The 20,029-nt window shown below is 59.4% G+C and carries 16 protein-coding genes, 1 tRNA gene and 1 pseudogene; 11 read left to right on the top strand and 7 right to left on the bottom strand.

Going from position 1 to position 20,029, the window contains the following annotated elements:
• The first annotated feature begins 36 nt into the window (after positions 1–36).
• Together EV281_RS20265 and EV281_RS20270 are read left to right on the top strand one after the other, a co-directional pair.
• Positions 37–1,200, top strand: a complete 1,164-nt coding sequence (locus tag EV281_RS20265) for a M20 aminoacylase family protein (protein ID WP_132655620.1) — start codon at positions 37–39, stop codon at positions 1,198–1,200.
• A gap of 72 nt (positions 1,201–1,272) precedes the next feature.
• Positions 1,273–1,349, top strand: a tRNA-Arg gene (locus tag EV281_RS20270).
• Positions 1,350–1,356: 7 nt separating this feature from the next.
• On the opposite strand, the pseudogene EV281_RS20275 reads toward EV281_RS20270, so the two are convergent.
• Positions 1,357–1,862 (bottom strand): annotated as a pseudogene (locus EV281_RS20275) (DUF2937 family protein).
• Between the two features lie 144 nt (positions 1,863–2,006).
• Between EV281_RS20275 and EV281_RS20280 the strand changes: the two are divergent.
• Both EV281_RS20280 and EV281_RS31235 read left to right on the top strand, forming a co-directional pair.
• The gene (locus tag EV281_RS20280; protein WP_132655622.1) at positions 2,007–2,267 is read left to right on the top strand and encodes a hypothetical protein; all 261 of its coding nucleotides are present in this window, start codon (positions 2,007–2,009) and stop codon (positions 2,265–2,267) included.
• A gap of 104 nt (positions 2,268–2,371) precedes the next feature.
• Positions 2,372–2,533, top strand: coding sequence for a hypothetical protein (locus EV281_RS31235; RefSeq protein ID WP_165911936.1), 162 nt, complete (start codon positions 2,372–2,374; stop codon positions 2,531–2,533).
• Here the strand turns inward: EV281_RS31235 and EV281_RS31740 are convergent, their stop codons facing one another.
• The 4 genes from EV281_RS31740 to EV281_RS20295 all read right to left on the bottom strand — a co-directional run bounded on the left by EV281_RS31740 (position 2,534) and on the right by EV281_RS20295 (position 4,419).
• Positions 2,534–3,034 carry a class I SAM-dependent methyltransferase gene (locus EV281_RS31740; RefSeq protein WP_312862185.1) on the bottom strand — a complete coding sequence of 167 codons (501 nt, stop codon included), beginning with the start codon at positions 3,032–3,034 and terminating at the stop codon, positions 2,534–2,536.
• Positions 2,923–3,321, bottom strand: coding sequence for a methyltransferase domain-containing protein (locus EV281_RS31745; protein ID WP_245508324.1), 399 nt, complete (start codon positions 3,319–3,321; stop codon positions 2,923–2,925). Before EV281_RS31745 ends, EV281_RS31740 begins: the two co-directional genes overlap by 112 nt.
• Positions 3,322–3,423: 102 nt before the next feature.
• Positions 3,424–3,714 (bottom strand): BON domain-containing protein, encoded by a 291-nt coding sequence (locus EV281_RS20290; protein ID WP_132656283.1) that lies wholly within the window; start codon positions 3,712–3,714, stop codon positions 3,424–3,426.
• A 57-nt stretch (positions 3,715–3,771) separates the two neighbouring features.
• On the bottom strand, positions 3,772–4,419 hold the full coding sequence (locus tag EV281_RS20295; RefSeq protein ID WP_132655624.1) for a hypothetical protein: 648 nt from the start codon (positions 4,417–4,419) through the stop codon (positions 3,772–3,774).
• Between the two features lie 377 nt (positions 4,420–4,796).
• On the opposite strand from EV281_RS20295, the gene dxr reads away from it, so the two are divergent.
• Positions 4,797–5,972: a 1-deoxy-D-xylulose-5-phosphate reductoisomerase gene (gene dxr, locus EV281_RS20300; protein ID WP_132655626.1), complete on the top strand. Its 1,176-nt coding sequence runs from the start codon at positions 4,797–4,799 to the stop codon at positions 5,970–5,972.
• A 33-nt stretch (positions 5,973–6,005) separates the two neighbouring features.
• Here the strand turns inward: dxr and hemA are convergent, their stop codons facing one another.
• The gene (hemA, locus tag EV281_RS20305) at positions 6,006–7,220 is read right to left on the bottom strand and encodes a 5-aminolevulinate synthase (protein ID WP_132656285.1); all 1,215 of its coding nucleotides are present in this window, start codon (positions 7,218–7,220) and stop codon (positions 6,006–6,008) included.
• Between the two features lie 340 nt (positions 7,221–7,560).
• Between hemA and EV281_RS20310 the strand changes: the two genes are divergently transcribed.
• The 3 genes from EV281_RS20310 to EV281_RS20320 all read left to right on the top strand — a co-directional run bounded on the left by EV281_RS20310 (position 7,561) and on the right by EV281_RS20320 (position 16,423).
• Positions 7,561–7,815, top strand: a complete 255-nt coding sequence (locus EV281_RS20310) for a YMGG-like glycine zipper-containing protein (RefSeq protein ID WP_132655628.1) — start codon at positions 7,561–7,563, stop codon at positions 7,813–7,815.
• Positions 7,816–7,987: 172 nt separating this feature from the next.
• Complete coding sequence (locus EV281_RS20315; protein ID WP_132655630.1) at positions 7,988–9,913, top strand: autotransporter assembly complex family protein; 1,926 nt, start codon at positions 7,988–7,990, stop codon at positions 9,911–9,913.
• A 78-nt stretch (positions 9,914–9,991) separates the two neighbouring features.
• On the top strand, positions 9,992–16,423 hold the full coding sequence (locus tag EV281_RS20320) for a translocation/assembly module TamB domain-containing protein (protein ID WP_132656287.1): 6,432 nt from the start codon (positions 9,992–9,994) through the stop codon (positions 16,421–16,423).
• A gap of 17 nt (positions 16,424–16,440) precedes the next feature.
• On the opposite strand, the gene EV281_RS20325 is transcribed toward EV281_RS20320, so the two are convergent.
• Positions 16,441–16,869 (bottom strand): Lrp/AsnC family transcriptional regulator, encoded by a 429-nt coding sequence (locus EV281_RS20325; RefSeq protein ID WP_132655632.1) that lies wholly within the window; start codon positions 16,867–16,869, stop codon positions 16,441–16,443.
• A gap of 131 nt (positions 16,870–17,000) precedes the next feature.
• Here EV281_RS20325 and rocF point away from each other — a divergent pair, with 131 nt between their 5' ends.
• From rocF to EV281_RS20340, 3 genes are all read left to right on the top strand, one after another.
• Positions 17,001–17,936, top strand: coding sequence for an arginase (gene rocF, locus EV281_RS20330; RefSeq protein WP_132655634.1), 936 nt, complete (start codon positions 17,001–17,003; stop codon positions 17,934–17,936).
• Between the two features lie 13 nt (positions 17,937–17,949).
• Positions 17,950–19,149 carry an ornithine--oxo-acid transaminase gene (gene rocD / locus EV281_RS20335; protein WP_132655636.1) on the top strand — a complete coding sequence of 400 codons (1,200 nt, stop codon included), beginning with the start codon at positions 17,950–17,952 and terminating at the stop codon, positions 19,147–19,149.
• A gap of 286 nt (positions 19,150–19,435) precedes the next feature.
• Positions 19,436–19,912: a chemotaxis protein CheW gene (locus EV281_RS20340; protein ID WP_029868938.1), complete on the top strand. Its 477-nt coding sequence runs from the start codon at positions 19,436–19,438 to the stop codon at positions 19,910–19,912.
• Positions 19,913–20,029: the final 117 nt, after the last annotated feature.

Here is a 20,029-nt window from a genome sequence, read left to right on the forward strand (position 1 = left end):
ACAGGCCCCACGCATTTCATTTACAGGAAGCCAAGAATGCCGATTCTGAATAGAGCCGCCGAACTTCAGGATGAAGTTGCAGAGTGGCGGCGTCACATCCATGCCCGGCCAGAACTTCTCTTCGCAGTCGAAAACACGGCCGCCTTCGTCGCTGAAAAGCTTAAGGAATTCGGTGTCGACGAAATCGTCACCGGCATCGGCCGCACCGGCGTTGTGGGCCTCATCAAAGGCAAGGGCGAAGGCAGCCGCACGGTGGGTTTGCGCGCCGATATGGACGCTCTGCCGCTAACCGAAATCACCGGCAAGCCCTGGGCATCGAAAATATCAGGAAAAATGCACGCCTGCGGCCATGATGGCCACACAGCCATGTTGCTTGGCGCTGCGAAGTATCTCGCCGAGACACGCAACTTCAACGGCAATGTCGCTGTGATCTTCCAGCCGGCAGAAGAAGGCGGCGGCGGCGGCAACCTGATGGTCAAGGACGGCATGATGGAGCGGTTCGGCATAGAAGAGGTCTATGGCATGCACAATCTGCCGGGCCTGCCCGTCGGCCAGTTCGCCACCCGTAAGGGGCCTATCATGGCGGCAACCGACGAATTCACCGTCACCATCAAGGGCCGCGGCGGCCATGCGGCACAGCCGCACCGTACGATCGACCCGATCGCGATCGGCGCCCAGATCGTCACGAACCTGCAAATGATCGCCTCTCGCAACGTCGACCCGCTGCGCTCGGTTGTCGTCTCCGTCACGAAGTTCAATGCTGGCTTCGCCCACAACGTCATTCCCAATGACGCCACCTTCGCCGGCACGATCCGCACCCTGGACGAGGAAGTGCGCGCCCAGGCCGAAGCACGCCTCCGCGAAGTCGTGGCAGGCATCTGCGCTGCCCACGCAGCGGAAGCCGATATCAACTTCCACCGCAATTATCCCGTCACCTTCAACCACGCGGATGAAACGGAACACGCCGTCGCCATCGCCAGCGATATTGCCGGCGAAGCCAATGTCAATCCGGAGGTCGATCCGATGATGGGCGGAGAGGATTTCTCCTACATGCTGAACGCCCGCCCCGGCGCCTTCATCTTTATCGGCAATGGCGACACCGCGGGCCTGCACAATCCCGCTTACGACTTCAATGACGAGGCCATCGCCCACGGCATTTCGTATTGGGTGCGGCTCGCTGAACAGCGCCTTGGCGCCTGAAACGAAACGACATCGCGAGCGTCGAAAAGGCTTGGCTTCACGCCAAGCCTTTTGTATGCATGGCATCCAAGTGGTCCCGTAGCTCAGCAGGATAGAGCATCAGATTCCTAATCTGAGGGTCACGCGTTCGAATCGCGTCGGGATCACCATTTCTTTTCAACGATAACGCGGCCGCCACCGCAAGGCGCGCTTTGCGCCCGCCCCAAACAGCGCCGCCACGATCCATACGCCGATAAATCCGATCGCTGCCCAGACGAGACCTGCGAAGCTGACGGGCACGCCTGGCACGAAGTCGTGCCATTGGCAATTATTCCCTCATCGGCATCGCGCAACAGCACGAAAGGCTTTGCAATCAACGAGGCGGCACCGAGATTCGATTGCTGGGTGACGAGGCGCTCATAGCGCTCCAGCGTACGGCACATCGAGAGGCCGCGATCACGCAGAAAGTCGTCAGGGGAGCGGGCATAGATATCGAGCGCCTGCCGGCGGTCGAGATGATGGTCGGCGGCCTGTTTCGTGAAGTCGTCGACGATGATCTTGAGCTCGTCGATCGCCCCGCCGATACGCTGGCGATACTGCTGGGCAAATTCTGGCGCCTGGGAGAAAAACGTGCCGCCGGCAAGCCCGACGACCAGCGTAGCGACCCTTCCGATCGAGCCCATGACGGTGCCTCCAACTGTTCCCACGCCAGAACGATTCTGAAAGGACAAAAGTTGCCGCTGACACAATCGTTAATGCTATGTGATTGAACTGATTACGCTTCGTTCGAGTTGATCCCTCGACCAACTTGGAAAGAGAGGCTTGTTATGAGGAATATTGTCATCGCTTCCGCATTGGCTGCGGCTACGATTTTTGCCGGCGCTCTGCCGTCCCAGGCTGCCAGCGTGACCATCACCACGGACAACGGCGGATACGGCTATCATCGTATGATGGACCATCCTTACCACCGTCCTTACTATCGCCACCACCTGCCGCCGCGCCGGATTTCGGACGATTGTTTTACCCGCACGGAACGCATCCATCACCACGGTCGTACCGTAATCAAGGAAACCCGCGTCTGCCGCTAAGAGCACGAAAACCCCGGCTGGAAACCCAGCCGGGGTTATCGTTCCTGAGCATGAGGAACTTAGGTTTTTTCTCCGCGTTTAGCGGTGAAACGGGAGTATCCGCCATGCGTATTCGAATAGCTCTGCTTGCAATCGGTTTTGTCATCAGTGGCCTGCTGCTGGCACTCGTCCATCAGCCGCAAGGCCCCGTTACAACGCCGAAGACCGATCGGCTTATCGGCGAGAAGGCTCCCGCCGGTTTTCTGCCAGAACGCTTTGCCGGCTGATCAGCTGAACGACAGCTTGCGTGCCACGACGTGGAAATATTCCTCGTCTAGCAACGTCTCGCCACCGAGCGGACGGCCATCGACCGAAAAGAGCAATGGCTCGCCGTTAAAACCATTTTCTGAAAGCTGCGAGCGCAACTGGCCAGGTGTCGTAGCATAGACCATAATGCCGAAATCATGGGCGCGATGCAGCAAGATCGCATGTTCGCCGTCGCGCTGTTCGAGCGGCGCGAGGCGGCGCTCCCGCACCAGCCCCATTGCATGTTTGAGAAGCCGGAAGCTCAGCTTCACCGGGTGGTTGGACCAGACAACCGAAGAGCGGGCGCGCTTTTCGCCAAACCCATGCCAATTGCGATTGAAGGTTGAAAAGGCGAATGTGCCTCCGGCCTTCAGAACACGCGCGACTTCCCGCATGACCGATTTGCGGCCATCGGTATCGACGGAGTCGATACCATTATAGCTGAAGACGACGAGATCGAAGGAGCCTTGGCAAAAGCCGATAGATCGCGAGCGTCCATATTTTCGAAACGAAGGCCCGGATGGTTCGACCGCGCGAGCGTCACCATTTCGGGCGTGTAGTCGATGCCGACATAATCACCGGCCTCCCCAGCGAGAAGCGCAGCCGTACGGCCGCCGCCGACGCCGATATCGAGGACCCTACCGCCCTTGGCATTCGCAAGGCCGATGCCGAGCACCATGCGCTCGCCTTCATTGATGAAGCCGCTACTGTTGCGATAGTCGCGCCTGGAAAGCGGACTGCTCCATGTCCGCCGATTAATTACTTCCATCTGGTGCATCGAAATACCTGACTTTCCGGGCTGGAATAGGACCAAACCTAGGTCAGGGGACGGTGCGGATAAACTTACAGATAGTTAATGTTCGGTTAATGGTTAATGTCGAACGTTAGCTATCGGGTCCGCAAGTAGAATACGGTTCCGAACGGTGTGAACCCCTTCAACTGTTCTTGCGATGACCGTTGCTCGCTCTATTTCATCCACCGTACCGACATAGCCGCTCAAAACGATCTCGTCGCCTTCGGCTGTAACCTCGACGTCAGCTGCATCGATACCGCCAGCGACGGCCAGCGCATTGGCGATCGCAGCTTCCAATGTCGCACGATTGGTATATTCGGCCTCAGCTTCGGGCTGATGGCCGTGAAATGTCTGTTCCTTGAAGACCATCATTCTGTCCTCCTTGGTGGCGGAGAAGAAACGCGGCTCGGAGGGTTTTGGTTTCGCCTACCAGCGCAGCTGATAGTTCAGATTGACATTTCCCGTCCGTCCCGTCGAAAGCGGATCGGATACCGACGCACTCAGCCCGAGATTGGGCAAGATGTTTTGACTGACGGCAACGGTACTGGAAAAGTCGCCACTGACATCACTGATGCTGCTGCCGGCCGAGATCGATGTGCCAGTCCACGGATAGATCAGCTTGACCGCTTGCGAGGCTGATACCGTCGCCTGACGCACGTCTTGGGCATTGTAGCCGAGACTGACGGTGCGCGTGGTCTGCATGTCGAGCGAATCCGAAAGAATCCAGTTTCGCGAGCGGCTGAGCATCAGCGCACCGCTGCCGCGCAACGTATCGACCTGCACTGTCGCATCCTGTTGCATCCGGCTGCCTGGCGTAACGCTCACCTTCTCCAGCTTGCCCCAGAGCATCGCCTGGCCGGAATCCGGCAGCGGGGCTCCGCTCTTGTTGGAGGCGAGCGCGAGATCCGCGCCGGCGCTCGTCTCCCATTCCGTCGGTAGGCGAAACCCGATCGTCGTCTTGTAAGAACGGGTCGACACCTTCACCGGCGACCAGATCACCAGGTCATCGGCAAATACCGGATTGGCCAACGGCAAAAGGGCAAAAACAAAGCACGCAATCTTTACTTTCGTCATAACATTGCATCGTTTGAACTTGCACGCCGACTGCGCACCGATAGGCGCGGAACGGACGTGGAAGCGCTTATATTGAACGCACCAAGGGATGCGCAGACAGGCAATCCCGGCTTAGTCTTCGATTTTTGTTGGCCAGCGGCCGATGGCATAAAACTGCCGGTTGTTCGTCGGACGCATCAGCGCCCAGCGGATTTGCCTCTTCCGGTCGTAACCGGCCGCAGCAAATGATTATCCCGTAGGGATCGTTATCAGGATCACATCATGGCTGGGGCATGTAAACTCCTTTAGAGTTGAAATTTGCTGCACCGCACACTTGCTGCCTCCCGAGATCCCCTGTAGAGCCGGTGGCAAATGTGCAATTTCTTGCGAAATCGAGCATGCAGACGAGCAAAAACACGCCTCGGCGTCTGAGTATCTTCGGTTCGACAGGCTCGATCGGCCGGAATACGCTCAATGTCGTCGATCATCTGGGCGGTCGAGAAAATTTCGAAATTTCCGTCCTGACCGGCAACGGCAATGTGGAATTGCTGGCCCGGCAGGCGAAGTCATCGGGCGCGAGGCTCGCCGTCATTGCAGATGATCGCCATTATGAATCGCTGAAGAGCGAGCTTTCGGGCAGCGGCACCGCGGTCGCTGCAGGCAAATCCGGTCTGATGGAGGCCGCAGACCGCGAGGCAGACTGGATAATGGCAGCCATCGTCGGCACGGCCGGCCTTGCGCCTACCCTTGCCGCGGCCCGCCACGGCGCCGATATCGCGCTGGCCAATAAGGAATGCCTGGTTTCTGCCGGCGATCTTTTCGTCGAGTCAGTGAAAAAAGGCGGCGGTAAGCTCTTGCCCGTCGACAGCGAACACAACGCGATCTTTCAGGTGCTGGAGGAAAACCAGCGCCACGCCGTAGAACGCGTCATCCTGACGGCATCAGGCGGCCCCTTCCGCACCTCCTCGATGGAGGAAATGGCCAATGTCACGGTAGAAACGGCGCGCGCCCATCCACGGTGGTCGATGGGCCTGAAGATTTCCATCGACAGCGCTTCGCTCTTCAACAAGGCGCTGGAGATGATCGAGGCGAAGCACCTTTTTGGACTGCACCCCGAGCAGGTGGAAGTGATCGTTCACCCGCAGTCGGTCATCCATTCGATGGTCGGCTATACGGATGGTTCCGTACTGGCCCAACTCGGCGCGCCCGATATGCGTACCGCTATCGGTTATGCACTGTCCCACCCGCGCCGCGCCAATCTGCCGATCGAGCGACTGGATTTCGCCAAGCTCGCACGGCTGGATTTCGAAGCGCCGGATGAGATGCGTTTCCCTGCTTTGCGGCTTGCACGGCTGGCGATGACGCGCGGCGGCGTGCAGGGCGCAGTACTGAATGGCGCGAAGGAGGTCGCGCTCGAAGCCTTCATCGAGGGCCGCTTGCCCTTCCTCGCCATGGCTGAAATCACCGAGAAGGTGATGGACGAGCTCATTGGCCTGCCAGCGGCGACATCGATGGACGATGTCTTCGCCGCAGACAAAGAAGCCCGGCAGCGGGCTGCCGGGCTCATTCAGTAAAAAGCTTGTCTGGGAAAATCAGGCGACGTTGCTTCAAGCGACGTGACGGGCGAGCGCGCAACGCGACCAGAGCGAATGCAGCGCGCCGACGAGATGCTCGATATCGGCATCCGAATGCAGTGGCGTCGGCGTGATGCGCAGGCGCTCGGTCTTCTTCGGCACCGTCGGATAATTGATCGGCTGCACATAGACACCGAAATTGTCGAGCAGCAGATCCGAGATCCACTTGCACTTGGCGGCATCGCCAACCATGACCGGCACGATGTGGCTCGGGTTCGGCATATGCGGAATGCCCTGCTGGTCAAGCAGCGCGCGCAACTTTCGCACGCGGTCCTGATGGCGCGCCCGCTCAAAGGGGCTCGCCTTCAGATGCCGTATCGACGCGACCGAGCCGGCAGCGAGGGCCGGCGGCAGCGACGTCGTGAAGATGAAGCCCGACGCAAACGAGCGGATGAAATCGCAGAGTGCAGCGGAAGCGGCGATATAACCGCCCATAACCCCGAAGGCCTTGGCAAGCGTGCCCTCGATGACAGTGATCCGATCCATCAAGCCTTCGCGCTCGGCAATACCACCACCACGCGGACCGTACATGCCGACGGCATGCACTTCGTCGAGATAGGTCATCGCACCATATTTATCAGCGAGATCGCAGATTTCCTTGATTGGCGCGATATCGCCATCCATCGAATAGACCGATTCAAAGGCGATAAGCTTTGGCGCCCTGGGATCGGCAGCAGCCAACTTGGCTTCGAGGTCGGCGATGTCATTATGCTTCCAGATCACCTTATCGCATTTGGCGTAGCGGATGCCCTCGATCATCGAGGCATGATTCAGTGCATCAGAGAAGATGATGAGCCCGGGAATCTTGGCGCCGAGCGTACCGAGCGCTGCCCAGTTTGAGACATAGCCGGATGTGAAGGTCAGTGCCGCTTCCTTGCCGTGCAGATCGGCGAGCTCTTGCTCGAGGAGAACGTGGTAATGGTTGGTGCCCGAGATATTCCGGGTGCCTCCCGCACCCGCGCCACAGTGATCGATGGCTTCTTTCATCGCCTCGATCACCTTTGGGTGCTGGCCCATGCCAAGATAGTCGTTGGAGCACCAGACGGTCACTTCCTGTTCGCCATTCGCCGTGTGGCGGGTCGCACGCGGAAAATTACCGCGGTGGCGTTCCAGATCGGCAAAAACGCGGTAACGGCCCTCAGCGTGAAGTCCGTCCAGCTCGCTTTTGAAAAAAGCTTCGAAATCCATCATATGCTCCAGTTCGTGCGGCTGTTTTTGCTGAGGCGGCAACCGCACGTCAACCCTTGGTCCCAGCTTTAGCATCAACTGCGGCAAAAGGCGCAGACTTTTGAATGATTCCAGATAAAAAATACGCGAACCGCAACAAGGGAACTTGATCGACGTCAAATCCGGCGAAGAATGTCCAAGAGTTCTGCTTTTAGTCGTGGAAAGAAACCTGCGCCTTACGAAAAAGGCCCGATAATGGTGGACAAGTCCTTCTTGCGACATAGTTTCCGGGCTAACCTGAAAAAACAGGTTAGGGACGACCTCCGCCCGCTGGGGCGCCAAAAAACCTCGGAGAGAAGAGATGAAGAAAGTCCTCGTATTCGGATTGATCGGCCTTTCGATCGCAAGCTGTACACCCACACAGCAGGGCGCCGGTATCGGCGCAGCGTCGGGTGCCGTCATCGGCGGTGTCGTCACCGGCGATGTGCGCGGCGCGGCAGTCGGCGCAGCGATCGGCGGCGTTTCCGGCGCGCTCATTGGAAGGGTCGCCGAACAGCCCGGCCAGTGCTACTACCGGGACCGCTACGGTCGCCGCTATATCGACGATTGCCGCTGAAACCTGCAATCAGCATGGGAAAAATGGAAATCCCGGACCCCTGTCCGGGATTTTTTGTACTAAATTAGTGCGGCGTCAGTTTAAATTGGTACACGTGGCGCGATTTTGTCGCTAAGCTTCTCGTTGGCTGGGGAACGCAGAGCTTCATTTTAATGTAACCCAAAAGCGGCGGATGCGGATTAGAGGGACAGGCCTGAGAACCGGTATTGCGTATCGAGCAGGCGCCGTGGTGGTGGTCGCAGCGGCGACTGCATTTTCGCCGATCCTCGTGGGCAACGCTTACGCATTCAAGCTTTTTGGCATCACCATATTCGGCAAGGACGAGGACGAGAACCTACAGGTGCCCGATCCCGTCCACTATGACGTCGATCTCGAAACCGGGACAGCCGATCGCGACCTCAAGGAGGCGCTGGAGAACAGCTCCCGTCTCTTAGGCGACAAGGACCGTCCGGTTTCGGGCGATCTGGGCGTTGTCGTGAAAGCCCGCGACGACCGCGATAGACTGATCGCCACGCTCTACGAAAAGGCGCGCTATGGCGGCGTGGTAACCATCACCATCGATGGCCGCAACATCAACGACCTGCCACCGAATCCAAGCTTCGACCGCTCCAAACCGATCACAGTCAAGGTGGATATCGCGCCCGGCCCAGTCTTTACCGTCAACGAAGTCCAGTTCGGCGGCGATGCTGCGCACCGCAATCCGGCTGACTACGACCTCGGCCCGGGTGAGCAGGCGGGCTCGCTCGCTATCATCAAGGCGGGCGACACGATCGTCGACCAGTTGAAGAGCGAGGGCAGGCCCTTCGCCAAGCTGACCGAGCGTCGGGTGGTGGCCAATCACAGAACGAATACCGTCGATATCGTTCTCGCTGCCGAAGGCGGTCCGGTTGCACCGATCGGCGATGTCGGCGTCTCGGGCGAAAAATTGGTCAAGCCGGAATTCATCCAGCGCTACTCACGTCTGCAGAAGGGCGAGGCCTATTCGCCCGAGGCGCTGAGGAAAGCAGGCGAGCGCCTGCGCGCGCTTGGCGTCTTCTCGAGCGTTACGATCCACGAGGGCGACGCGCTGGCCCCCGACGGCACTTTGCCGATGATGATCGAGGTTTCCGAAGGCAAACGACGCTACCTCGGCATCGGCGCGCAATATTCGACGATCGACGGCTTCGGCGTCAACGGCTACTGGGGCCACCGTAACCTGTTTGGCGAGGCCGAATCGCTGCGTATCGAGGGCGCCGTCTCGCGTCTCGGCGAAGCATCCGACCTCGGCACTCTCGATTATTCCGCCGGCATCCTCTTTACGAAACCGGGCTTTATCCACCCGTCAGCCACTCTGAAAGCAGGTATCGTCGCCAAGACGGAAAATCCCGATGCGTATAATGCAAAGCTCATCACTGCCTCGCTCGGCATCTCCTACGAACTGACGGACAAGGACACCATTTCCGCAGCCGGCGAACTGAGCTTCGAGAATGACGACGACGCCTTCGGCAACAATAACTATCTGACCTTCACGCTGCCGATCACCTATGATCGCGATGCCCGCGATGACAAATTCAATCCAACCAGCGGCTACCACGCGACGCTCTCGGCAAAACCTGGCTACGAATTCTTCAACGGTACGATCTACTCCGCCTTCGAGGGTTCAATATCGGGCTATCTCGGCCTCGGCGCCGAAGACGGCGTCGTTCTGGCCGGCAAGCTCGCAGCCGGCACGCTGATCGGTGGCGGCGGTGTTGAAGACATTCCGGCCACCCAGCGTTTCTTTGCCGGCGGCGGCGGATCGGTGCGCGGTTACGGCTATAAGGAAATTTCGCCTTATAACGAGAATAACGACGCGACCGGCGGCCGCTCCTATGTGACCGGCTCTTTCGAGGCGCGCATCAAGATCACCGATACGATCGGCGTCGTACCTTTCATTGATGTCGGCACGGTTTCGGACAGCATTGCGCCTGATTTCTCCGATATCAGAGCGGGTGCAGGTGCCGGTATCCGCTATGCAACACCTTTCGGACCTCTCCGGCTTGATTTCGCCGTCCCGCTGAACAAGTACGATGGTGGGACGGATTACGGAATTTATGCCGGCATAGGCCAGTCATTCTAGGCCGGTCATCAGGAAGGCAGATTTCACAGTGTTTTCCGACCTGTGAGCTGTCATGAAAACGGGATAGTGTCCGCTCTTATGCAAATGTTGGCGAAAATCATGAACTGGGTGATGCGGCTGATTGGCTACGGCCTCGGTGCGACAATCATCCTTGCCGTCATTGCACTGGCGATCTTCGGCTTTACGTCGTTCGGCGCCCGGATCATCACCGAAAACGTCGCCTCCGCGCTTTCCAATCGCGACATGACGATAACGGTGCGCGAACCCGAAGGCCTGTTGACGGGTGGGCTGCGCGCAGCCGAAATTACGCTGTCCGACACGCGCGGCACATTTGCAGAAATCCGCGGCGTCGCCATCGACTGGAATCCCCTTGCACTGCTGACTGGCTCCTTCCGCGCCGAACAGGTCTCCGTCGCCTCTATCGATGTGCGCCGCAGACCGGTGCGAACCCTGCCCTCCAGGCCGGCGACTCCCGAAGAAGAGAGCAGCGGTGGTTTCCGCCTGCCGCTGAAGATCGATGTCGAACATATCGCTTTGCCCGATATTTCTCTCCAGGCACCGCTGACTGGCCGCGCCTTCTCGCTTGCCGCAACAGGCAGCCTCAGGGCCGACGGCGATGGCGGCGAAGCGCTGATCAATGTCAATCGCCATCAGATTCCCGACGCGAAACTCTCCGCCGACGTCGCTTTTACTCCCGCAAATGGTCATCTTCGGTTGAATGCCCAACTTGCCGAACCGCAGGGCGGCCTGCTCGCAGGCTTTCTCGGCCTGCCTGGCAGCCCAGCCGTCAACATCGCGCTCAATGGCGAAGGTCCGATTTCGGACTGGAACGGCAAGCTGCAGGCCGCGCTCGATGGCCAGCAAAGGGCCGCGCTCGAAGGCAAGCATGCAATCACACCCGACGGTCTGCATCATCTCGATCTCAAGGGCGGCGGCGATGTGAGCTCTCTGCTTCCAATGGCGTTCCGGCCGCTCTTTGCGGGTCAGACGAATATCGATGTATCCGCAACCTTCGACAACAGCGGCAAGATCGATATTCAGACCGGCAACCTAGCGACCGGCAGCGTCGTCATCGCCGCATCTGGCATGTTCGATCCTGCCGGCAACAACAGCCTCAATGCCAATCTGCTCGGCACCTCGGGGCCAGTCGATTTCCGCTGGCCGCTGGCGGACGGCGAAGCGCGCTTCATGATTTCAGGTCTCAATCTGGCGATGACCGGGCAGGCGCAAGCCGTGCGCATCAATGCCAGTGGATCACTGGATTCGGCCACGATGCCACAGGCCGATATCGGCAACGTCAAGCTGACGGCCAAAAGCGATTCCTTCAACCTTGCCAACGGCGCCGGCGATATCCAACTGCGGCTCGTCGCCGGAGACGCGACATTCACCGAACCCAACCTCAACCGTGCCGTTCGGGGACCGATTACGCTTGTCGCTCCGCTTCAGATCTCGCGCAACGGCATCGGCTTTAACGGCACGACGATTGAAAGCGCCAATATCGGCGCCGATCTCAATGGCTCCTATGGACTGGCTGACAATACGCTGACCGGCAATGCCAAATTTACGGTCCAGCCCGCTGCCCTGCCACCGGCTGTCGCCGAGAAATTCGATGCACCGATCGATCTGGAAACTCAGGTCGCCGGAACGATCCCTTCCAAGGTGACACTTTCGAATATCACACTCAAGTCCCCCACCATAGAGGCGGCCGGCAATATCGCGCTTAACGACGACGTGCTGACCGCCGATCTCGCCGGCAAGCTCCCCGATATCGACAAGCTGCTGGCCGGCACCAGCGGCCAGGCGGATTACAGCATCAAGGCAAGTGGCAGCCTTCCCGCTCTGGCAATCACGGCCAACGTGAAAGCTGCCAGCCTGCAGATGGCCGATCGCAGGCTCGGCGATCTCAATATCGACCTGACCGGAACCGCCGATCCTGCCGCGCCGCAGGGCAGGATTGCCGCGACCGGCATGATCGACCGTCAGCCGATCGGCATCAATGGCGACGTCAAGTCCGAAAACGGAACGATTTCGATCCCGGCACTGACCGCCGATGTCGGCAGCAACCGCCTGGCAGGCAACCTCACACTCTCGTCCGGCATGACGCCGGCGGGCGCGCTGACTTTCGACTTCCCAGATATCAGCCTGCTTGCTGCCCTTGGCGGCCAGAAGGCGGAAGGCGACCTCAAGGGTTCCATCGACATTACAGGCAATGACGGCAAGATCGCACTCAAGGTTGCTGCCAACGGTAGCGGCATTCGCCGCGACACGCTGACAATTGCCAAACCGACGATCGACATGACCGTTAGCGATATCAAGGCCTTTGCCGCCAATGGCACGATACGGGCCGATGAGTTCGGCGTCGGCACCAACAAGCTTACCGGCATTGTGCTTGATTTCGTCCAGCAGCAGACCCGCACCGACTTCAACCTGGATGCAGGCTATGACGGCAACCCGCTGCAGGCGGCCGGAAACGTGCAGTCTGCCGGCGGAATGATCGACCTTAGTCTCGATCGCTTCGCCGCAAAGCCGCACAATATTCCGGTCGAACTGGCATCACCCGCACAAGTCAACGTCACCAAGGGAGTTGTCAGCCTGAGCGGCCTGACGGTTAAGACGGGCAACGGCTCGGTATCGGTCACCGGTTCCGCTGGTGAGACACTGAAGCTCGATGCTGTCATCACCGACCTGCCGGCGAGCCTTGCCAACAGTTTCGTCCCCAATCTTGCCGCCGACGGCACCATTTCCGGGACGGTCAACGTAACCGGGACACCGGCCGCCCCTACAGTCAATTTCAAGCTCGACTGGAAGGATGCGGCCACCAGCCATACAAAGGGCGCCGGCATTGGCCCTCTCGGCATCTCGACATCGGGAACCTTCGCCAACAACATTCTGAATTTCGATGGCGGCATTGGCGGCGCCGACGGCCTTTCCCTGAAGGCAGCGGGCGACATCGGCCTTGCGGATCCGAACGGCCCGACACTCAACGTCGATGCCGATATCGTCAACGTGCCGGCAAAGATCGCCAACGGTTTCGTCCCCAATCTTGCCGCTGAAGGTGCTGTGTCGGGAACAATCAAGGCAACCGGTACGCCCGCCGCACCTGTGGCTGATTTTAAGCTTATTTGGAAAAATGCTGCAACGAGTCAGACGAAGAGCGCTAAGCTCACCGGCCTATCGCTCAATGCATCCGGCAGGTTTGCGGACAACAAGCTCGATTTCGATACTGCCCTCATCGGCAAGGGCGGGCTGTCGCTGAAAGCGCTCGGGAATGTCGCGATCACCGGAACCACAGTCGGCAACATCAATGTCGATGCCGAACTTGCCAATGTTCCCGCCAATATCGCCAATGGTTTCGTGCAGGATTTCGACGCCGGCGGAACGATTTCGGGCACTGCCTCAGCCACCGGGACGCCGGCTGCTCCGGCTGGGGAATTCAAGTTTACCTGGCAGGACGTCACGACGCGGCAAGTCAAGACAGCACGTCTGACCGGGTTGAATCTTGCCGCGACCGGCCGTCTTGCAGACCAGAAACTCGACTTTGATGCCAGCCTCACCGGGCCGAAAGGCCTATCGCTGAAGACGGCAGGCAATGTCGAGCTTACCGGAACAACGGTCCGCAATCTGAAAGTCGATGCCGATCTCGCCAACTTTCCTGCGGGACTTGCGAACGGCTTCGTCCCCGATCTCGGCGCCGAAGGCACCATTTCCGGCAAGGCATCGGCCTCCGGCTCGCTGCCGACACCGGCTGTCACCTTCGATCTTGCCTGGGCGAATGCTGCAACGCGCCAGACGAAAAGCAACGGGCTCACCGATCTCTCCGCCAGAGCGACCGGCAAATATGAAAACAACAGGGTCGATTTCGATGCCAATCTCGGTAGTGGCAATGGCGCGCTACTGAAAGCAACCGGCGGCGCAACGATCGACGGCACGGACATTCGTGACCTCGCGGTCAATGCCGACATCGCCGGCCTGCCTGCAAACCTCGCCAACGGATTCGTGCCCGGCCTCGGCGCTGAAGGCACGATCTCCGGCAATGCCGTCACCTCCGGCACTCCGACAGAGCCTGTGGTCGATTTCAAGCTCGCCTGGGAGAACGCGGCAACCCTCCAAACCAAGACCGCCGGCTTATCCGGCCTGGCACTTGCCGCTTCAGGCAAATATGTCAGCAACCGCCTGGATTTCGATACCAATCTCAATGGCAACGGCGGCGTCTCGCTGAAAGCGGTCGGCAATCTCGCGCTGACCGGCACAACGATCCAGGGTATTGATGCGAAAGCCGATATCGCCAATCTGCCGGCTGCCGTCGCCAATGGTTTCGTCCCGGATATTGAAGCCGCAGGCGTCATTACTGCCACCGCTACGGCTTCCGGGTCGCTCACGGCTCCATCAGCCAATTTCAAGATCGACTGGAAAAACGCCGAAACGAGACAGACAAGAACTGCCGGTCTCTCCGGCCTTGCACTTGCCGCCTCCGGCAAGCTCGATAGAGATCGGCTGGATTTCGACGCCAATCTCAGCGGCAACGGCGGTATTTCGCTGAAAGCGGTCGGCAATCTCGCGCTGGCGGGCACCACGATCCAGGGCATTGATGCGAAGGCCGATATCACCAATCTACCGGCTGCCATCGCCAATGGCTTCGTCCCAGATATTGGAGCCGGAGGCGTCATTACAGCGACCGCCACAGCCTCCGGGTCGCTCACGGCTCCATCAGCCGATTTCAAGATCGACTGGAAAAACGCTGAAACGAGACAGACAAGAACTGCCGGCCTCTCCGGCCTGGCGCTCTCCGCCTCCGGTAAGCTCGATAGAGATCGCCTGGATTTCGACGCCAATCTCAGCGGCAACGGCGGCGTTTCCTTGAAGGCCTCGGGCAATCTCGCGATAGCGGGCACGACCATCACAGGCGTCGACGTCAAGGCCGATGTCGCCAATCTGCCGGCAGCAGTCGCCAATGGCTTCGTTCCCGATCTGGGTGCGGCAGGCGCGATATCGGCAACGGGCACGGCTTCAGGAGCGCTTCCGCTTCCCTCGGTCGATTTCAAGGTCGACTGGAAGAATGCCGAAACGAGCCAGACCAAGAGCGCCGGCCTTGCCCCGCTCACCATCGGCGCAAACGGTAGGCTGGCCGAAAACCGGTTGACGGTCGACGCCAACCTTACCGGCGACGGCGGATTATCGCTAAGGGGCGGTGGCAATCTCGCGATGACGGGCAACCGCGCCATGTCGATGCGATTCAACGGCAGCCTTCCCTTCGCCGTTCTCGGCGCGCAGCTCGCCCAGCAAGGTCTCGTTGCCGAAGGCGTCGCCAATGTGAACCTTGAGGTCAGCGGCACCACGGCTGCCCCCGTTATCAACGGCACGCTCGCCACGGATGGCGCAAAGCTGATCGACGTTCGCCGCAACCTTGCGATCGAGGGCCTCGGCGCGACCATTACCTTCAATGGCCAGCAGGCCGTCATTTCCCGCCTGAACGGCCGCCTGGCGAGCGGCGGCTCTATTTCGGCCAGTGGCTCGGTCGGCATCAGCGGCAACTTCCCCGCTGATCTTTCCATCCGTCTGGACCACGCGGTCTATGTCGATGGTACGCTGGTTGTCGCGACGGTCGACGGCACGCTCGGCCTCAGAGGACCGCTGCTCTCCAATCCCACGCTGAACGGCAGGCTTCACATCGACAAGGCCTCGATCACCGTGCCGGAAAGGTTGCCGACATCGCTGAGTGAAATCGATATCCGCCATATTCATGCGCCGCCCGCTGTGCTGGCCCAGCTCAAACACAAGGGCAACCAGCAGCCGCCGCGCGAAAAATCGTCGACAATCATGCTGGATATCGCGCTCGATGCGCCCTCACAGATATTCGTGCGCGGCCGCGGCATCGATGCGGAGGTCGGTGGCAACATTACCATCCGAGGCTCGGCCGCTGTGCCTGAAGTTGTCGGCGCCTTCACCATGCGTCGCGGCCGTCTGACAATCCTCAACCGCCGGCTCGATTTCTCCGATCGAAGCCGCATTACCTTTGCAGGTGACCTGACGCCAGCCCTCGACATGGAGGCAACGTCGACTTCGGGCAGCACGACGCTCACGGTAAATGTCGCGGGCCTCGCGACCGATCCTGCCATTACCTTCTCCTCCTCACCGGCTCTGCCTCAGGATGAGGTGCTGGCGCAGCTCATCTTCGGCCAGTCGATGTCTCGCCTGTCACCGGTGCAGATAGCCCAGCTCGCCGATGCCGTCAGCCAACTCGCCGGCAATCGCTCTACTTCGCTCTTCGAAGGGCTGCGCAACCAGCTCGGGGTCGACGACCTCGACATCAGCACTAATGCGAAGGGCCAGACGAGCGTCAGCGTCGGCCGCTACCTTAACGAACGAACCTATTTCGAGCTGCAGCAGAGCGAAGGATCCGGTGCCAAGGCCATCATCAATCTCGATGTCGGCCGTGGCGTGAAGCTTCGGGCTGGTGCTGGCGGCCAGGGAGAAGGTGAAGCCGGTGTCGTCTACGAGCACGAATACTGAGACCGCCTGACTGGAGCCTAGAAGCTTGCCTTGCTGGTCTTCAGGAGAATGTTGGTTTCGGTTGTATTGATGCCATCGATAAGGCGTATCCGGCGCAGCGTCTCGTCGAATGAGACGAGGTCGCGGTCTTCGAGTTCGGCAACGAAATCCCATTTGCCGTTGGTGCTGTGCAGCGCGCGCACCTGAGGCAGGCCGCGGAGCTGGTTTGCAACCTTATCGGCAAGCTTGCCGTGCACCTCGATCATGACGATCGCCCGAACGCCGGCCGAACGCGTCTCATGGCCGGTGCGGATGGTAAAGCCGGCGATCGTGCCGCTTTCGACCAGCCGGTCGATGCGCGCGGCAACCGTCGCTCGCGAGGCGCCCGTCAACGCAGCAAGCGAGGACACGGAGATTCGTGCATTGTGCCGAAGCGCACTCAGAAGCTCATTGTCGAGATCGTCCACGTTTTCACTTTGTCAAATTGGCTTTATCAATTTGCGTAATCATAGTCCATTTCTGGCACTTTTCCATCTATTTGCCGCCGCCACTTTATTCCACTATCGGCCAAAACAGGCCTCACAACGGAGCCCTAGGAATGGAAGCACAATCTCAATCTGTCACCCTCATCGGCGTCCCCCTTGAGGAAGGTTCGGGCCGCAGAGGCGCTGGCATGGGACCGACAGCATTGCGCATTGCAGGCGTCGACAAGGCGCTGATCGATCTTGGACACGACGTCATCGATGCAGGAGACATCAATGTCGTGCCGGCCAGAGATCTTCCCAACCATCCCAAGGCGCATAATCTTCGCACCGTTGGTGCCTTTACCCGCGCACTCGAAGCGGCGACCTACGACGCTGCGAAATCCGGCCGTTTCCCGCTGATCCTCGGCGGTGACCACAGCTTGTCCATGGGCAGCGTCTCCGGCATGGCACGTTATGCGGCCGAGCAGGGCCGGCCGCTCTTCGTTCTCTGGCTCGATGCTCATTCGGACTTCAATTCGCCCGAAACCTCACCGTCGGGCAACATTCACGGCATGCCGGTCGCCTTCTTCTGTGGTCTGGCGGAGCTTGCGGAAATCCTGCCAAAGGACCGTCCTCTGGTCGATCCAAAGAAGGTATTCCAGGTTGGTATCCGTTCGGTCGATGCTTCGGAACGGCAGGAAATCCGCAAGCATGGCGTCAACGTCTTCGACATGCGCTCACTCGACGAACAGGGCGTGGCTGTCATCCTTCGCCAGGTCCTGGAAACGGTCGAGAAGGCGAACGGCCTGCTGCATGTCAGTTTCGATGTCGATTTCCTGGATCCCGACTTTGCACCTGGCGTTGGCACCACCGTCCCGGGTGGTGCGACGTTCCGCGAGGCGCACCTGATCATGGAGATGCTGTCTGACAGCGGTCTCGTCTCCTCGCTCGATCTCGTCGAACTGAATCCTTTCCTTGATGACCGCGGCAAGAGCGCCCGCATCATGGTGGAGATGACGGCAAGTCTCTTCGGCCGCCGCATCTTCGATCGTCCTACACGCGCCGCATAAGGGAGCACCGGCCATGAACATCTCGTCAAACCTCATTGCCTCCGAACAGCGTCTTGGAGCCAATAATTACAAGCCGCTTGATGTGGTGCTGACGCGAGGTGAAGGTGTTCATGTCTGGGATACGGATGGCAAGCGCTACCTCGATTGCCTCTCGGCCTATTCCGCCGTCAATCAGGGCCACTGCCATCCGAAGATTCTCGCCGCCATGGTCGAACAGGCCAGCCGCCTGACACTCACCTCTCGCGCCTTCCGCAATGACCAGCTCGGATATCTCTACGAGGAACTGGCGGCATTGACCGGCTCCCATAAGATCCTGCCGATGAACTCCGGCGCGGAAGCCGTCGAGACTGCCATCAAAGCGGTCCGCAAATGGGGTTACGAGGTGAAGGGCGTGCCGGAAGGCATGGCGGAGATCATCGTTTGCGCCAATAATTTCCACGGCCGCACGCTGAGCATCATCAGCTTCTCGACCGATCCCGACGCCCGTACCGGCTTCGGACCGTATACGCCGGGCTTCCGCATCGTTCCCTTCGGCGATGCTGAAGCTCTCGCGGCGGCTATCAATACCAATACCGTCGCAGCTTTGATCGAACCGATCCAAGGCGAAGCCGGCGTCATCATTCCACCATCCGGTTACTTCACTCGCGTGCGCGAACTCTGCACGGCAAACAATGTCACGCTCATTCTCGACGAGATCCAGACGGGCCTCGGCCGCACCGGCAAGCTGCTTGCCGAAGAGCACGAGGGTATCGAAGCCGACGTGACGCTCATCGGCAAGGCGCTTTCGGGCGGCTTCTATCCGGTCTCGGCAGTACTTTCGAATTCGGAAGTGCTCGGTGTGCTCAAACCGGGTCAGCACGGTTCGACCTTTGGCGGCAATCCGCTCGCCTGTGCGGTCGCCCGCGCGGCACTGAAAGTATTGGTCGAGGAAGGGATGATCGAGAATGCCGAAAAAATGGGCGACTATTTCCTTGAAGGCCTGCGCTCCATCCGCTCCAACATCGTCAAGGATGTTCGCGGTCGCGGCCTGATGCTGGCAGTCGAACTGGAGCCGGAAGCTGGCGGCGCGCGGCAATATTGCTACGCGCTGAAAGATCTGGGGCTCCTCGCCAAGGACACGCACGACCACACGATTCGCTTTGCGCCGCCGCTCGTCATCACCCGCGAACAGGTTGACTGGGCTATGGAGCAGATCGAAAAAGTCCTCACTTAATGAATTCTTGCACACCAAGGACGGCGTCCGGCCGCCCGAGCCTGCTCAGTGTTTGGTCGACGGTACAGAGAGATACGGCAACATAGGCTTTCAATAACGGCTCAAACCTTTGCTATCTCGTCTCCCAATTTAGATTTGGGCAACACTCTTTCGCTAAGCTCACAAACAACCGTCGTAATGCTTCGCCGTATGGGAGGCATTACATGACGGCGGAAGGCAAAGCTCGTCAGCGCCAATGGTGGCGCATCCGCTTCTGCCCTGGCTTACGACAGTTGGGAAGAATTTAATGGCCACGATCAACTCCACTAGCTTCAGCGGCGACACGCTCGAAATCATTGCCTTCCGCCTGCACGATCAGGAATTCTGCGTGAAGACCACGACCATCCGCGAAATCCGCGGCTGGGCACCGTCGACACCGATCCCGCATTCTCCGGCAGACGTCATCGGTGTCATGAACCTGCGCGGTTCGGTCATCCCGATCATCGACCTCGCCTACAAGCTCGGCATGAAGAGCACCGTCGCTAATGAGCGCAGCGCCATTGTCGTCGCCGAAGTCCACAATATGGTCATCGGCATGCTGGTCGACCGCGTTTCCGACATCTTGACGATTTCTTCTAGCCAGGTGCAGCCGGTTCCCGAAGTGACCGCGTCCTTCGACCGCGCCTTCTGCGAAGGCATCATCGCTTCCGAAAACGGCATGATCTGCTTCCTGAACCTCGCAAAGATGTTCAAGGAAAACGAGACGGACGAGCTGGCGGCCTGATCGCCACGCCAAGCAGTTTGGAAAATAATTGAGATGAAGAACCGCCTCACAAGGGCGGTTTTTTGTTAACCGCTTCCTACACATGGACGAACTGTAATTTCCTCTCTAAAATATATA

Origin of the sequence: Rhizobium sp. BK418 (assembly GCF_004341105.1) — a bacterium.
Classification (GTDB): Bacteria; Pseudomonadota; Alphaproteobacteria; order Rhizobiales; family Rhizobiaceae; genus Rhizobium.